This is a genomic window from Roseovarius ramblicola, from assembly GCF_042430665.1.
In the GTDB taxonomy this organism is placed as follows: domain Bacteria; phylum Pseudomonadota; class Alphaproteobacteria; order Rhodobacterales; family Rhodobacteraceae; genus Roseovarius; species Roseovarius ramblicola.
Genome location: NZ_JBHMEC010000008.1, coordinates 57506 through 72269, shown reverse-complemented (window position 1 = coordinate 72269; position 14764 = coordinate 57506). Strand labels below are relative to the sequence as shown.

At 67.6% G+C, this 14764-nt stretch carries 14 protein-coding genes; 12 read left to right on the top strand and 2 right to left on the bottom strand.

The features are described 5' to 3' along the window. Nucleotides 1-19 precede the first annotated feature (19 nt). The 5 genes from ACFFU4_RS03850 to ACFFU4_RS03830 all read left to right on the top strand — a co-directional run bounded on the left by ACFFU4_RS03850 (nucleotide 20) and on the right by ACFFU4_RS03830 (nucleotide 5043). Nucleotides 20-580 (top strand): tetratricopeptide repeat protein, encoded by a 561-nt coding sequence (locus ACFFU4_RS03850; protein ID WP_377067235.1) that lies wholly within the window; start codon nucleotides 20-22, stop codon nucleotides 578-580. Between the two features lie 32 nt (nucleotides 581-612). Then, nucleotides 613-3456: a helicase-related protein gene (locus ACFFU4_RS03845; RefSeq protein WP_377067233.1), complete on the top strand. Its 2844-nt coding sequence runs from the start codon at nucleotides 613-615 to the stop codon at nucleotides 3454-3456. 2 nt (nucleotides 3457-3458) lie between these two features. Beyond that, complete coding sequence (locus ACFFU4_RS03840) at nucleotides 3459-3839, top strand: Hsp15 family ribosome-associated heat shock protein (protein ID WP_377067231.1); 381 nt, start codon at nucleotides 3459-3461, stop codon at nucleotides 3837-3839. A 63-nt stretch (nucleotides 3840-3902) separates the two neighbouring features. Next, entirely contained in the window at nucleotides 3903-4241 is a 339-nt protein-coding gene (fdxA, locus tag ACFFU4_RS03835) for a ferredoxin FdxA (RefSeq protein WP_377067229.1), read from the top strand. A 292-nt stretch (nucleotides 4242-4533) separates the two neighbouring features. Next, nucleotides 4534-5043, top strand: coding sequence for a CarD family transcriptional regulator (locus ACFFU4_RS03830; RefSeq protein WP_377067227.1), 510 nt, complete (start codon nucleotides 4534-4536; stop codon nucleotides 5041-5043). Between the two features lie 69 nt (nucleotides 5044-5112). Here ACFFU4_RS03830 and cobS read toward each other — a convergent pair whose 3' ends face one another. Continuing rightward, nucleotides 5113-5877: an adenosylcobinamide-GDP ribazoletransferase gene (gene cobS, locus ACFFU4_RS03825; protein ID WP_377067225.1), complete on the bottom strand. Its 765-nt coding sequence runs from the start codon at nucleotides 5875-5877 to the stop codon at nucleotides 5113-5115. A 76-nt stretch (nucleotides 5878-5953) separates the two neighbouring features. Here cobS and cobT point away from each other — a divergent pair, with 76 nt between their 5' ends. Beyond that, a complete protein-coding gene (cobT, locus tag ACFFU4_RS03820; protein ID WP_377067223.1) occupies nucleotides 5954-6979 on the top strand; it encodes a nicotinate-nucleotide--dimethylbenzimidazole phosphoribosyltransferase in 1026 nt (341 codons plus the stop codon). A gap of 92 nt (nucleotides 6980-7071) precedes the next feature. Here cobT and ACFFU4_RS03815 read toward each other — a convergent pair whose 3' ends face one another. Further along, on the bottom strand, nucleotides 7072-7638 hold the full coding sequence (locus ACFFU4_RS03815) for a TlpA family protein disulfide reductase (protein ID WP_377067221.1): 567 nt from the start codon (nucleotides 7636-7638) through the stop codon (nucleotides 7072-7074). Between the two features lie 25 nt (nucleotides 7639-7663). Between ACFFU4_RS03815 and argH the strand changes: the two genes are divergently transcribed. The 6 genes from argH (at nucleotide 7664) to ACFFU4_RS03785 (ending at nucleotide 14759) form a co-directional block, all read left to right on the top strand. Then, entirely contained in the window at nucleotides 7664-9055 is a 1392-nt protein-coding gene (gene argH / locus ACFFU4_RS03810) for an argininosuccinate lyase (protein WP_377067219.1), read from the top strand. Then, nucleotides 9052-9234: an argininosuccinate lyase gene (locus ACFFU4_RS03805; RefSeq protein WP_377067217.1), complete on the top strand. Its 183-nt coding sequence runs from the start codon at nucleotides 9052-9054 to the stop codon at nucleotides 9232-9234. Before argH ends, ACFFU4_RS03805 begins: the two co-directional genes overlap by 4 nt. After that, entirely contained in the window at nucleotides 9231-9539 is a 309-nt protein-coding gene (locus tag ACFFU4_RS03800; RefSeq protein ID WP_377067215.1) for a DUF2834 domain-containing protein, read from the top strand. The genes ACFFU4_RS03805 and ACFFU4_RS03800 overlap by 4 nt, the downstream gene beginning before the upstream one ends. 99 nt (nucleotides 9540-9638) lie before the next feature. Next, nucleotides 9639-10817, top strand: coding sequence for a sugar-transfer associated ATP-grasp domain-containing protein (locus ACFFU4_RS03795; RefSeq protein ID WP_377067213.1), 1179 nt, complete (start codon nucleotides 9639-9641; stop codon nucleotides 10815-10817). A gap of 37 nt (nucleotides 10818-10854) precedes the next feature. Then, the gene (gene lysA, locus ACFFU4_RS03790; protein ID WP_377067211.1) at nucleotides 10855-12120 is read left to right on the top strand and encodes a diaminopimelate decarboxylase; all 1266 of its coding nucleotides are present in this window, start codon (nucleotides 10855-10857) and stop codon (nucleotides 12118-12120) included. A 41-nt stretch (nucleotides 12121-12161) separates the two neighbouring features. Continuing rightward, nucleotides 12162-14759, top strand: a complete 2598-nt coding sequence (locus tag ACFFU4_RS03785) for a TIGR02302 family protein (RefSeq protein WP_377067209.1) — start codon at nucleotides 12162-12164, stop codon at nucleotides 14757-14759. The last annotated feature ends 5 nt before the right edge of the window (nucleotides 14760-14764 follow it).

Below are 14764 nucleotides of genomic sequence, written 5' to 3'. Positions count from 1 at the left end.
GCGCTACACTGGTTCCGTTATGAGAGACGCATTCCGATATCTCAACCGTACCGTTGCGGCACTGCTTGCGCTGGTCATGTTTTCCTTACCCGTGATTGCGGCCGAGACCCGGCTCGACACGCTGTTTACGCAGCTTGAAGGGGCGCCGCCCGAAGAGGCGCGGCGCATCGCCTCGGAGATAGAGATGGAGTGGGCGAAATCCGGCTCGCCCGCGATGGACCTGCTGTTGCGGCGCGGCAAGGACGCGCTCGAGGCGGGCGACATGAAGATGGCGGTCGAGCATCTGAGCGCGGCGATCGACCACGCGCCGGGCTTTGCCGAAGCCTGGCATCTGCGGTCCGTCGCATTTTTCCGGCAGGAGCGCCACGGTCTCGCCCTGAGCGACCTCGCGCAGGTGATCATCCTTGAACCGCGCCATTTCAACGCGCTTTTCGGTATGGGCCGGGTGCTGGAAGAGACCGGTCGCCTGGCGCTCGCGCACGATGCTTTCGCGCGTGCGCAGGCTATACATCCGCATCACGAGGCCGTAAGCGAGGCGCTGGAACGGGTGTCGCGCGAGATGGGCGGAACCGACCTCTGAACGGCGATCCAAGGCGATAGAACGGGGGGCGCATGTCCGGGCAGTCGAGAACCGTCGCGGTTCTGGGACCCACCAACACCGGCAAGACCCACTACGCGATCGAGCGGATGCTGGGCTACCGGACCGGGATCATCGGCCTGCCGCTGCGCCTGCTGGCGCGCGAGGTCTATGAACGAATCGTCGCCGTGCGCGGCCCGTCTGTGGTGGCGCTCGTCACCGGCGAAGAGCGCATCGTGCCGCCGCGCGCGCAATACTGGGTTTGCACGGTCGAGGCGATGCCCGAGGGGATGGGCACCGATTTCGTCGCGGTGGACGAAATCCAGCTTTGCGCCGATCCCGAGCGCGGTCATGTCTTTACCGACCGCCTTCTGCGGATGCGCGGCACCCTTGAGACGCAGTTTCTCGGCAGTCACACAATGCGCGGCGTCATCGCCGAGCTTGTGCCGGGGGTGGAATTCCTCAGCCGCTCGCGCATGTCACAGCTTGCATATACCGGTCCGCGCAAGGTTTCGCGCCTGCCTGCACGCAGCGCCATCGTCGGCTTCTCGGTTGAAAACGTCTATGCCATCGCCGAGTTGATCCGGCGGCAAAAGGGCGGCGCGGCGGTGGTGATGGGCGCACTCAGCCCCCGCACCCGCAACGCGCAGGTCGAACTCTACCAGAACGGCGATGTGGATTACCTCGTGGCCACCGACGCCATCGGCATGGGGCTCAACCTCGATATCGACCACGTCGCCTTTTCCGCACTGTCGAAATTCGACGGGCGGCGGATGCGGGCGCTGTTTCCGCACGAACTGGGTCAGATCGCCGGGCGCGCGGGGCGGGGGATGCGCGACGGCAGTTTCGGCGTCACCGGCGAGGCACCCGATCTCGAACCCGATCTCGCGGAGGCGATCACCGATCACCGCTTCGCGCCGGTGCGCCGCCTCGAATGGCGCAATGCGCGGCTGGCCTTCGGCTCGGCGCAGGCGCTTATCGGCTCGCTCGAGGCGCGCCCCGAGCACACGCTGCTGGCGCGTGGGCGCGAAGCCGATGACCTCGCGGCGCTCCGGGCGCTCGCCGAGGTGCCGGAGGTGCGCGCCCGCGCCACGGATGCGCCCGCCGTGCGGCTGCTCTGGGATGTCTGCCGCATCCCCGATTTCCGCGGCATCAGCGGGACCGAGCACGCCAGCCTACTGGAGCGCATTTTTTGCGACCTGCACGAGCTTGGCCGCGTGCCCGATGACTGGCTGGCCGCGCAGATCCGGCGAATCGACCGCACCGATGGCGATATCGACACGCTTTCCAAGCGCCTGGCGCATATCCGGACATGGACCTATGTGGCGCAGCGCAAGGGCTGGGTCGATGACGAAACCCATTGGCGCGCGGCCACTCGCGCGGTAGAAGACCGCCTGTCGGACGCGCTCCACGGCGCGCTGACGCAGAGATTCGTGGACCGGCGCACATCTGTATTGATGCGGCGGCTCAAGCAGAAGGAGGCCATGGTGGCCGAAGTGAACGATCAGGGCGCGGTCAGCGTCGAGGGTGAATTCGTCGGGCGGCTCGAAGGGTTCCGCTTCATCCGTGACAAGGCGGCCGCCGGGCAGGAGGCGCGCACGCTGCAACAGGCAAGCCTCGCGGCCCTCGCGCCGCATTTTCATCTCAAGGCGGATCAGTTCTACAACGCGCCCGATACCATGATCGACTTTACCGAGCAGGGCGGATTGATGTGGGGCAACGAGGCGGTGGGCAAACTCGCCTCCGGCTCCGACCCGCTCAAGCCGCAGGCCGTGGCCTTTGTCGATGACGAGGCGGGGCCGGACGTGGCCACCAAGGTACAGCGCCGCCTGCAGCATTTCATCGACCGCAAGGTCGCCACCCTGTTCGAGCCGCTGCTGGCCATGAGCCGCGACGAGGCGCTTACGGGGCTGGCGCGCGGCTTCGGCTTCCGGCTGGTCGAGGCGATGGGCGTGCTGCCGCGCGGCGATGTGGCCGATGAGGTCAAGGCCCTCGATCAGGAGGCGCGGGGCGCGCTGCGCAAGCACGGCGTGCGCTTCGGGCAGTTCACCGTGTTCCTGCCCGCGCTGCTCAAGCCCGCGCCGACGCGGTTGCGGCTGGTACTCTGGTCGCTCGGCAACGGGCTCGAGACCTTTCCCGAGGCGCCGCCGCCGGGGCTGGTGACGGTGCCCGCCGACACCGGCGCACCGCAGGGCTACTTTGCGATGGCGGGATACCGCGCAGCGGGCGAGCGGGCGATTCGCATCGACATGCTGGAGCGGCTCGCCGACATGCTGCGCAGCGCCGATACGCGCGGTGGCTTCGAGGCGACGGCGGACATGTTGTCGATCACCGGCATGACGCTCGAGCAGTTCGCCGGGCTGATGCAGGGGCTGGGCTATCGCGCCGAGCGTGGCGAGCGCGAGAAGGTCAAGCCGGTGGACAAGGCTGTGGCCGAGGCCCCCGCCGATGCCGCGACCGCCGCCGAGGAGGCACCGGCAGACCCCGCTGCCGATGCCGTGGAGCAGATCGCCGACGAGGGCGAGGCCCCGGTTGCCGCCGAGCCGCCGCAGCCCGAGCCCGAGGTGACCGCCGACATCGCCGAGACCCCCGAGGAAGAGATCGTGCCGGGCGAGACGCCCGAGGTCGTCGAACCGGAGATCGAGGTCTGTTACACGTTCACCTGGGCCCCGCGCGGCCGCAAGGCCGGGGCCGATGGCCGCACCCGCCCGCGTCAGGGACAGGGCAAGCCCGGCAAGCCCCGGGGTAAGGGCGGCCCCAAGGGCAAGCCCCGCGACGAGCGCGCCAAGTCCTTCAGCGCGAAGCCCGAGAAAAAGGACCGCATCGACCCTGACAACCCCTTCGCCGCGGCGCTGATGGGGCTCAAGGACAAGAGCTGAGCGTGGCCCCAAGCGCCGAGCGCATACGCCTCGACAAGTGGTTGTGGCACGCGCGGTTCTTCAAGACGCGCGGCCTTGCCGCGGGGCAGGTCACGGGCGGGCACGTCCGCGTCAACGGCAGCCGTGCCGTCAAACCCGCACAGCAGGTGGGCCCCGGTGACGTGCTCACCTTTGCCCAAGGCGCGCAGGTGCGGGTGGTGCGCGTTACCGCCATCGGCACGCGCCGCGGCCCCGCCACAGAGGCGCGCACGCTCTACGAGGACATGACGCCCCCCGCGCCGCAGGATGCACCCCCGCCCAACCCGCGCTATGAGGGCAAGGGACGCCCCACCAAGCGCGACAGGCGCAAACTCTTCCCCGGTGGCTCCGGCCCGCTTGAATGATCCCGCGCTGTGGACTAGGTCTCGTCCGAACCGCTGCACCCCCGGCTAGCACGTGAGACGCCCATGACCTATATCGTCAACGACAACTGCATCGCCTGCAAGTACACGGACTGCGTCGAGGTCTGCCCAGTGGACTGTTTCTACGAGGGCGAGAACATGCTGGTGATTCATCCCGACGAATGCATCGATTGCGGTGTGTGCGAGCCCGAATGCCCCGCCGACGCGATCCGTCCGGATACCGAGCCGGATATGGAGAAATGGGTCGAGTTCAATCGCAAGTACTCGGAGCAATGGCCGGTCATCGTCACCAAGAAGGACCCGCTGCCCGAGGCAGAGGAGCGCGATGGCGAGACCGGCAAGCTCGACAAGTATTTCTCCGAAGCCCCCGGCGAGGGCGGGTGACGGGGCGATTCGCTGTGGGTGGCGCGACCGGGACGGCGCGTTCCGGGCTCAGGCCCGGTCAAGCCTTTGACTAATAATGCCAAAACCACGCCGAGAGGCGCGCGCCCTTTCATGGGGGCGGTTTTTGTGTTATATTGTGTTCACGAAAAACAAGATGCGCTTGAAACCGGTTCCACCTCACCTGCTGCCGGGGTGGATAATCCATGACAAAGGACACATAAACCCGATCCGGGAAGGGTCGCGGCGTGTGCCCTTTGCTGTGCCGGATGGCGCGCTGCAAGGAAAGAACCGCATGTCGAAAGCCAGGAAGACCGAGTTTCGCCCCGATGATTACGTCGTCTACCCCGCGCATGGCGTGGGCCAGATCATCTCGATCGAGCAACAGGAGGTCGCGGGCCTCACGCTCGAGCTGTTCGTGATCTCCTTCGAGAAGGACAAGATGACGCTGCGGGTGCCCACCAACAAGGCCACCGAGATCGGTATGCGCAGCCTGTCGAGCCCAGATGTCATCTCCAGGGCGATGACCACACTCAGGGGCAAGGCGCGGGTCAAGCGCGCGATGTGGTCGCGCCGCGCGCAGGAATATGAGCAAAAGATCAATTCCGGCGATCTCATCGCCATCGCCGAAGTGGTGCGCGACCTGCACCGCAGCGACGATCAGCGCGAACAGAGCTATTCCGAGCGCCAGCTCTACGAGGCCGCGCTCGAGCGGCTGACCCGCGAGGTCGCGGCGGCGTCCGGCGGGGACGAGGTGCAGGCCGCCCGCCAGGTGGACGAGGTGCTCATCTCGCGCGCCGCCTGAGCGGCATCGCATCCGGGTTTTTGCCGCGTCCGCAAGGGCGCGGCCTTTTTCGTGGGCGTCAGCGCCGACTCAGGGCAGCAGGCACAGAAGCGCCGCGATCTCGGCCACCTGCTGCGCCGCGCCGAGGATGTCGCCGGTCTGGCCGCCGATCCGGGTGTGAGCCACCCATGCCACTCCCAGAGCCGCCAGCGCCGCTGCGGCCACCGCCGCGAGGCCGGACGCGCCACCCAGGCCTGCCGCCGCCGCGAGGGTCAGCGCCATCGCCAGCAGCACCGTTGCGCGGGGCGGGTGGCCCTGGGCCTGCGCCAGGCCATCGGCGCGGGCGTGGGGCAGCGTGGCCATCACCCCTGCCATCGCCGCGCGTGACACCATCGCCGCGATGACCAGCGCCGCCGCGCCCGCCAGCGCCCCGGCGGCAAATATCAGCGCCAGCGCCACGCCCCGCAGCCCGAGGACCAGCACCAGCGCGATCACCCCGTAGCTGCCGACCCGGCTGTCGCGCATGATCTCCAGCCGCCTCTGCTGCGTCCAGCCGCCCCAGAGCCCGTCGGCGGTATCGGCGACCCCGTCCTCGTGCAGCCCGCCGCTGAGCATCACCAGCGCCCCGAGCGCCAGCAGCGCCGCCACCGGCGCTGGCAGGCCCAGCATCAGCGCCGCGCCGCCCGAGAGTGCCGACAGCCCGCCCAGCACCGCGCCCGCCACGGGCCAGGCCCACGCCGCCCGCGCCCCGCGCGCGGTGTCGTGAATCTTTACCGGCAAGCGCGTGAGCAGTGCCAGCGCCAGCGTCAGGTCGCTCGGGTGCAAGAGCGCGGTGCCGCGGTCGGTCTCGGGCATGGTCGTGGCCTTTCGGGCTGGGGGCGGGGCCGCATTCGCGATACAGACACGCAAGCAGACTTGCAACGAGGCCGCCATGCCCACCCCCTTTGTCACGCTATCCGACTTTTCAGCCCTGCTGCGCGATCTGCCTGGCCCGGATGCAGGCAGCATCGCCACGGCGCGGGCACGCGACGCGACGCTGACCAAGCCGCCCGGCGCGCTCGGTCGGCTCGAGGAGGTGGCGGCGTGGTATTGCGGCTGGCGCGGCGATGCGCGCGCGCGGGTCTGTGCCCCGCAGGTGGTGGTCTTTGCCGGCAATCACGGGGTGGTGGCGCAGGGCGTCTCGGCCTTCCCGTCAGAGGTGACGGCGCAGATGGTCGCCAATTTCGAGGCGGGTGGCGCGGCGGTCAATCAACTCGCCGGTGTGGCGGGCGCGCGGCTCGACGTGCGCGCGCTCGATCTTGACCGGCCCACCGGCGATATCGCCACCGGCCCGGCGATGTCAGAGGCCGGGTGCGTCGCCGCGCTAACAGCGGGGTGGGAGGCGGTCGATCCCGGAGCGGATCTGTTCGTCGCGGGCGAGATGGGGATCGGTAACACCACCTCCGCCGCCGCCATCGCGTTGGCCATCCATGGCGGCACGGCGGCGGATTGGGTCGGGCGTGGCACCGGGCTCGACGATGCCGGGCTCGCACACAAGGCGCAGGTGGTGGCGCGCGCGGTGGCGGCCAACCCGGCGCGCGGCGGGCTCGCGGTGCTGGCGGCGCTCGGGGGGCGGGAGCTGGCGGCGATGGCCGGAGCGATCGCGCGGGCACGGAGCCAGCGCATCCCGGTGCTGCTCGACGGGTTCATCTGCACCGCCGCCGCCGCCTGCCTCGAGGCCGAGGTGCCCGGCGCGCTCGACCATGCGCTTGCCGCCCATGTCAGCGCCGAGCCGGGCCACGCGCGGCTGCTCGACCGGCTGGGCAAGGCACCGCTCCTGTCGCTTGGCCTACGGCTGGGCGAGGGTTCGGGCGCGGTGCTGGGCATCGGCGTGGTGCAATCGGCGCTGGCCTGTCATTCCGGGATGGCGAGCTTCTCGGAGGCCGGGATCAGCGGGGCACCCGGCCCCGAAGCCTGAGTGAGGGTGATCGCGGAGGCGGACCCTTTCAAAGGGTCCGGGACGTTTTCCTTTCAGGAAAACGGTGACAGCGCGATCTCCGACGGGGCCACTCAGCTTCCGGTGTCGCCCTCAATCAACGCCCCGATAATCGCCTTCGCGCTCTCGCTATCCCAATGCGCATCCCCTTGCAGGCGGGCGATCTCGTTTCCCTCGGGATCGAGGATCACCGTGATGGGCAGGCCGAAGATGCCCATCTGGCGCGCCAATGCGCTCTTGGGGTCGCGGTGGAGCGGCAGGTTGCTCACCCCGATCTCGTCGAAGAACGCCTTCATCGCCGGGGGCGGGTTGCGCCCGGTGGCGATGGTGACGACTTCGAAATCCTCGCCGCCCATCTCGGCCTGCAAATTCGACAGCATCGGCATTTCCACCCGGCAGGGTGCGCACCATGTGGCCCAGAAATTGACCACGACATGGCGGCCCTCATAGTCGGCGAGCGTGGCCGCCGATCCGTCCTCGCGCTCGAATTCCACCTGCGGGACAGGCGTGGGGGCGGAATGGAACATGAGCTTCTTCATGTCCCCCTCGCGCAGCGCCTCGAGCGCGGCGGTATCGGCCATCGCGGTATTTGCACCAAGCGCGAGGGCCATATAAAGGACGATCCCGAGACAACGTTTCATACTTCCCTCCAAAGGGCCGGATATCATGACCGACACGACCTCGAACCAGATGTGGGGCGGCCGCTTTGCCGCCGGGCCGGATGCGATCATGGAGGCAATTAATGCCTCGATCACGTTCGACAAGCGGCTCGCGGCGCAGGACATCGCCGGATCGCGCGCCCATGCCGCCATGCTGGCCGCCACGGGCATCGTCAGTGATAAGGATGCAAGCGCGATGAGGGAAGGGCTTCTCACGGTGTTGTCAGAGATCGAGGCCGGAGATTTCACCTTTTCCGCCGCGCTCGAGGATATTCACATGAATGTCGAGGCGCGGCTCAAGGAAATCGCGGGCCCCGCCGCCGGGCGTCTGCACACGGGCCGGAGCCGCAACGATCAGGTGGCGACGGATTTCCGGCTCTGGGTGCGCGATCAACTGGATGCCGCCGACGGGGCCTTGGTGGCGCTGATGCGCGCGCTGCTGGCGCAGGCCGAGGCGGGGGCGGATTGGGTGATGCCCGGCTTCACCCATCTGCAGACCGCGCAGCCGGTAACGTGGGGCCATCACATGATGGCCTATGTCGAGATGTTCGGGCGCGATCTGAGCCGGGTGCGGGATGCGCGCGCGCGGATGAACGAATGCCCGCTGGGCGCGGCGGCGCTGGCGGGCACATCCTTTCCCATCGACCGGGAGATGACGGCGGGGGCGTTGGGGTTTGACGCGCCCTGTGCCAATTCCCTTGATGCCGTCAGCGACCGGGACTTCGCGCTTGAATTCCTCGGAGCGGCAAGCATCTGTGCGATGCATCTCAGCCGCTTTGCCGAGGAATTGGTGATCTGGTCCTCGGCGCAGTTCCGGTTTGTGGCACTCAGCGACCGGTTCTCGACCGGGTCGAGCATCATGCCGCAGAAGAAGAACCCCGATGCGGCGGAGTTGATCCGCGCCAAGGTGGGGAGGATTTTCGGGGCCAACGTGGCGCTGATGATGGTGATGAAGGGGCTGCCCTTGGCCTATTCCAAGGACATGCAGGAGGACAAGGAACAGGTCTTCGACGCCGCCGACAACCTGATGCTGGCGCTCGCCGCGATGGAGGGCATGGTGCGCGACATGGCCGCGCAAAAGGCCAATCTGGAGGCCGCCGCCGGGTCGGGCTTCTCGACCGCGACGGATCTGGCCGATTGGCTGGTGCGGGTACTCGACATGCCGTTCCGCGAGGCGCATCACGTCACCGGCAGTCTTGTGGCCCGCGCCGAGGCAAAGGGCTGCGACCTGCCGGACCTGAGCCTTGAGGAGATGCAGGCGGTGCATGGCGAAATCGACGCGACGGTCTATGATGTGCTGGGCGTGCATAATTCGGTGGCGTCAAGGATGAGCTATGGCGGCACCGCCCCCGAACAGGTGCGCGCGCAGGTGGCACGGTGGAAGGAGCGTCTGGAATGACAAGAGCGGTTCTGACGGGGCTGGCGCTGATCGCGCTCGCAGGCTGTGGCGCGGATGGCGCGCCGGTGCGCCCCTCGGTCAACACCACGGTGAGCGCGGGCACCGGCGGCGTGCATACGGGCGTCAGCACGGGCGTGCGCGTCGGCGGCGTGAATATGGGCGTCGGTCTGGGCCTATGAGATGGGTCTTTGCCGCACTGGCGCTCTGGGGCGCGGTGCATCCGATGTATTACTTTCTCACGTGGTTTCGCGAGAACGGCTTTGATCTTGGCGGCATGATCGAGGCGTGGCATGCCAACGCGGCAAGTTCGGGGCTTGTCTGGGACCTGACCATCGCGGCGGTCGCGCTCACGGTCTGGGTGCTGGTCGAGGTGGTGCGACACCGGCATTGGGCGGGGCTGATCGCGATTCCCGCGACCTTCTGCATCGGGGTGAGCTGCGGCTTGCCGCTCTATCTGATGCTGCGATCTACCCCACGGCGCTGAACGTCGGGTCTGCATCTCAGACTTTCCAGAATTGGCCCCAACTTGGCCACAATCCAGAGTCAAAAACGGGATTGTTTACATTTTGAGTATGGGGCGGAGATGACCGACGCGCAGACAAAGATCCTGGTGGACCGTCGCACAATCAAATTGCCGGCGATTGCCGACCTCGTGAAGAAAGCCGCCGCCCGCGAAGGGATCGGCGCTGGGCGGATCATGAGTGAAATGTTCCGGCTTGCAGTGCGGCGCGGCGGGCTAACCCAACGCGAATATTTCGCACATCATCTTTATCGCACGTCGCTGTCATGGGACCAGAAACGCGAATTCATCGGGGAGATGGAAAGCTATCGGCTGAATCTGCGCCTTTCACCGCCCGGATTGACACGGATGCGTGGATTTCTGAACGACAAGATCACTCACACGGCGCTCTGGCGCGCCTGGGGCATTCCGACCACGCGCACCCAGGCGATGTTCTCGCGCGACCGCTGGCTGGGTCCGGTCCCGACGTTGCGCGACAGTGACGCGATCGTTGATTTTTTGAAACGCGATGCGGTCTGTCCGCTGTTCGGCAAGCCGGTCGAGGGGCTTCAGTCGCTGGGCGCGGTCTATATCGAAGCGGTGGATGCGGCGGCGGGAACCGCAACGCTGTTGACTGGCGAAACAGTCGGGATCGACGCGCTGGCGGACGAGATCGTGCGTGAATTCCCGGATGGCTACATGTTCCAGGACGCCGAGCTGCAGCATCCGGAGATTTCCGAAATCCTGGGTCCGGCGCTGAGCTGCCCGCGATTGGTCACGATCATCGAGGATGACACGCCGACAGTACTTTATGCCTACTGGAAGATCGCAGCGTATGATGGTGTTTCCGATAATTTCTGGCAAAACGATACGATGCTTGCGGGAATTGATGTCGCAACCGGAACCGTGACCAATTGCATCACCGGCAAGGGTCCGGACGAGACGGAGGTCGAGACGCATCCGGTCTCGGGTAAGCCGGTGACAGGCTATCGCATTCCGTACTGGGCCGAGGCCGTCGAGATGGTTCAAAACGCCCATGCGATCTTTCCAATCAACGGTTGCCTGGGCTGGGATGTGGCGTTCGGCCCAAAAGGTCCGGTGCTGATCGAATGCAACGACAATACCGGGCACGACACTTATCAGTTGGTCGCCGGACATGGCGCGCGGCACCCGAGCCTGAAGGCGCGCTTTGATCGGGTGATCGCGCGAAACAAGCGCATTCTGGCGGATCGAAAGGCCCGGGTCTACAAGGTGGAGACTTAAGGCTTGATTGGTCTGAACCCTTTGTTATTAGCGCCGAATGGATCATTTTCTCTATCGTGACGGTGTCTTGCACGCCGAGGATGTGCCTCTGCCCGAGATCGCGGCTGAGGTGGGCACGCCGTTCTATTGCTATTCCACCGCGACGCTCACACGGCATTTCCGGCTGTTCGACGAGGCACTCGACGGGGTGGACCACCTCGTCTGCTATGCCATGAAGGCAGCGAGCAATCAGGCGATCCTGCGCACGCTGGCGGGGCTTGGCGCGGGGATGGATGTGGTCTCGGGCGGTGAATACACGCGCGCCCGCGCGGCAGGCGTCGCGGGCGAACGGATCGTTTTTTCCGGCGTCGGCAAGACCCGGGACGAGATGCGGCTGGCTCTGGAAGGCGGCGTCCGGCAGATCAATGTCGAGAGCGAGCCGGAACTGCGCGCGCTGAGCGAGGTGGCAGCACATCTCGGGGTGGTGGCCCCGATCACCATCCGGGTGAACCCGGACGTGGACGCAAAGACCCACGCCAAGATCGCCACCGGCAAGAGCGAGAACAAGTTCGGCATCCCGATTTCGCGCGCCCGCGGCGTCTATGCCGAGGCGGCCCGCCTGCCGGGGATCGAGGTGGTGGGGATCGACGTGCATATCGGTAGCCAGCTCACCGATCTGGAGCCGTTCCGGCTGGCCTATCGCAAGGTGGCGGAGCTGACCGGCACCCTGCGCGCCGATGGCCATGATATCCGCCGGCTCGATCTGGGCGGTGGCCTCGGCATCCCCTATACCCGGTCGAACGAGGCACCACCGCTGCCGGTGGAATACGGCGCGATGATCCGCGAGGAGCTGGGGCATCTGGGCTGCGAGATCGAGATCGAGCCGGGGCGACTGATTGTCGGCAATGCCGGGATACTGGTGAGCCGGGTGATCTATCTCAAGCACGGGGAGGGGCGTGATTTCCTGATCCTCGACGCGGCGATGAACGATCTCATCCGCCCGGCGATGTATGACGCGCATCACGATATCGTGCCGGTGATCGAGCCTGCGCCGGGCGCGACGCAGGTGCCGCATGACGTGGTCGGGCCGGTCTGCGAATCGGGGGATACCTTTGCGAGGGGGCGGATGCTGCCGTCGCTGGCAGAGGGCGACCTGGTGGCGTTCCGCAGCGCCGGTGCCTATGGTGCGGTGATGTCGGGCGAGTACAACACCCGGCCCCTGATCCCCGAGGTTCTGGTCAATGAGCGTGACTTTGCCGTGATCCGCGCGCGCCCGACCTTTGACGAAATGATAAATCGCGATACCATTCCCGAATGGCTCTGACGCGACGGTCGCGTCATGGCCCGAAAGGAGCGGTTTCGCGGATGTCCCGACCCGGCGATCCCCTGGTACAGACGATGGCGCGGCTGCGCCCGGCCGTCGCGCTGACATGGGCCGGCCTTGTGGCCGAGCGGGTCACGCGGGCGTTCTGGCCGCTGTTGAGCCTGTTGGCGGCGGTGGCGGGCGCGGCGTTTCTCGGCTTGCACGACCATGCCTCGCCCGTGGTGTTGCGTGTGGCGGGGGCGGCGCTTGGGGTGATCGCTTTGGCGCTCGCGGCTCATGGTCTGTTGCGGCTGCGCTGGCCGCGCCGGGCCGATGCGGTGGCCCGGCTCGATGCGTCGCTTGACGGGCATCCGCTCGCCGCGCTCGGGGATGCGCAGGCGATCGGCACCGGAGACGACGCATCCGCCGCGGTGTGGCGCGCGCATCAGGCGCGCATGGCCACCCGCGCGGCCGGGGCGCGCCACGTGCCGCCCGACCTGCGGCTGGCGCGCCTCGACCCCTATGGCCTGCGCCATGTCGCGCTTCTGGTGCTTGTGATCGGCCTTGTTTTCGGTTCGGTCTGGCGCGCGGGGACGGTAACGCAGATGGGCGCCGGCGGCGGGGCCGGCGCGGCGCTGGCGCAGGGCCCCGCCTGGGAAGGCTGGATCGAGCCGCCGCGCCATACCGGCCTGCCGAGTCTCTACCTCGCCGATCAGGAGGGCGTGATCCGCGCCCCGGTGGGTAGCGAGGTGACGCTGCGGTTTTACGGCGCGGAGGGCGCGCTCAGCCTGTACGAGACGGCGTCGGGCGGCGGCATTGATGCACAGCATGCAACGGCCCCCGAGCAGAGCTTTGACATTATCCGCGACGGGGTGCTGCGCATCGACGGCCCCGGCGGGCGCGACTGGCAGGTCGAGGCCATGGCCGACGCCGCGCCGAGTGTGGCGGTGCTGGAGGCGGAGGCGCGGACGAGTTTTGAGGGGCAGATGAGCCAGCCCTTCGAGGTGCGTGACGACCACGGTGTGACCGGTGGGCATGCGGTGATCACGCTCGATATGGAGCGCATTGCACGCCGTCACGGCCTCGCCGCCGAGCCCGAGCCGCGCGAGCCCATCCGGCTCGATCTGCCGCTGCCGATGATGGGGGACCGAGCCGAGTTCACCGAGACGCTCATCGCCAACCTGTCGCAGCACGCTTGGGCGCATCTTCCGGTGACGCTGAGGATGACGGTGACGGACGCGATCGGGCAGGACGGAAAATCCGACCCGGTGGAGATGACTCTGCCAGCGCGACGTTTCTTCGACCCGCTCGCGGCGGCGGTGATCGAGCAGCGGCGTGACCTGCTGTGGAGCCGCGAGAACGCCACGCGCGTGACGCAAGTGCTGCGCGCGATCTCTTACAAACCGTCGGAAGGGCTGTTCCGGTCAAGCGGGGCCTACCTGCAACTGCGGACCATCCTGCGGCGGCTCGAGTCGATGGTCGCGGCGGGCGGACCGGACAAGGCCGGGCGCGACGAGATCGCAAAGGCGCTGTGGAATCTGGGCGTGCTGATCGAGGATGGCGACGTGGGCGACGCGCTCGAACGGATGCGCGCCGCGCAGGAGCGTCTGAGCGAGGCTATGAAGAACGGCGCGAGCGAAGATGAGATCGCCCGCCTGATGCAGGAATTGCGCGACGCCACGCAGGATTACCTGCGCCAGAAGATGCAGCAGGCGCAGCGCGAGGACGAAAACGGCGGCGATCAGCAGAGCGCCGAGAATTCCATGCGCATGTCCCAGCAGGACTTGCAGGACATGATGGACCGCATCCAGGAACTGATGGAGCAGGGCCGCTTTGCCGAGGCGCAGAGGGCGCTGGAGGAATTCCAGCGCATGATGGAGAACATGCAGGTCACGGAGGGGCAGAGCGGCTCGGAGGGCCAGCAGGCGATGGAAGGGCTGGCCGACACGCTGCGCGGCCAGCAGGGCCTGTCGGATCAGGCGTTCCGGGATCTGCAGGAACAATTCAACCCGAATGCGCAATCCGGTCAGTCGCAGCAGAACGAGGGCAGTTCGGGCGGCGAAGGGCGCGGCGAGAGCCATGATGGCCAACAGGGGCAGGGCGGCGGCGAGGGTGGCACGCGTCCCGGCGGTCAGGGCCAGGACGGGCGCGAGCAGGCCGGGGAGAGCGAGGGTGGATCGCTCGCCGAACGGCAGGAGGCGCTGCGCCGCCAGCTTGAGCAGCAGCGCAGGGGGCTGCCGCAGCTTGGCGGCGAGGCCGGGGATGCGGCGCGCGACTCGCTCGAACGCGCCGAGCGGTCGATGGAAGGGGCCGAGGAGGCGCTGCGCAATGACGATCTCGCCGGCGCGCTGGAGGATCAGGCCGACGCGATGGAGGCGTTGCGCGAGGGCATGCGCAGCATGGGCGAGGCGATGGCGCGGGACAGCAGTCCCGGCAGCCCCGGGGGCGCGCAGGGCGAGTCCGGTCGCGCGCAGGCCGATCCGCTGGGCCGCGAGTCGGGTCAGGGCCGCCACGCGGGAACGCAGGACAGCCTGTTGCAGGGTGAGGATGTCTATCGCCGCGCGCGCGACCTTCTCGACGAGATACGACGCCGCTCTGGCGAGGGCGCGCGCCCGGATATCGAACTCGATTACCTGCGCCGCCTGCTTGACCGCTTCTGACCTGC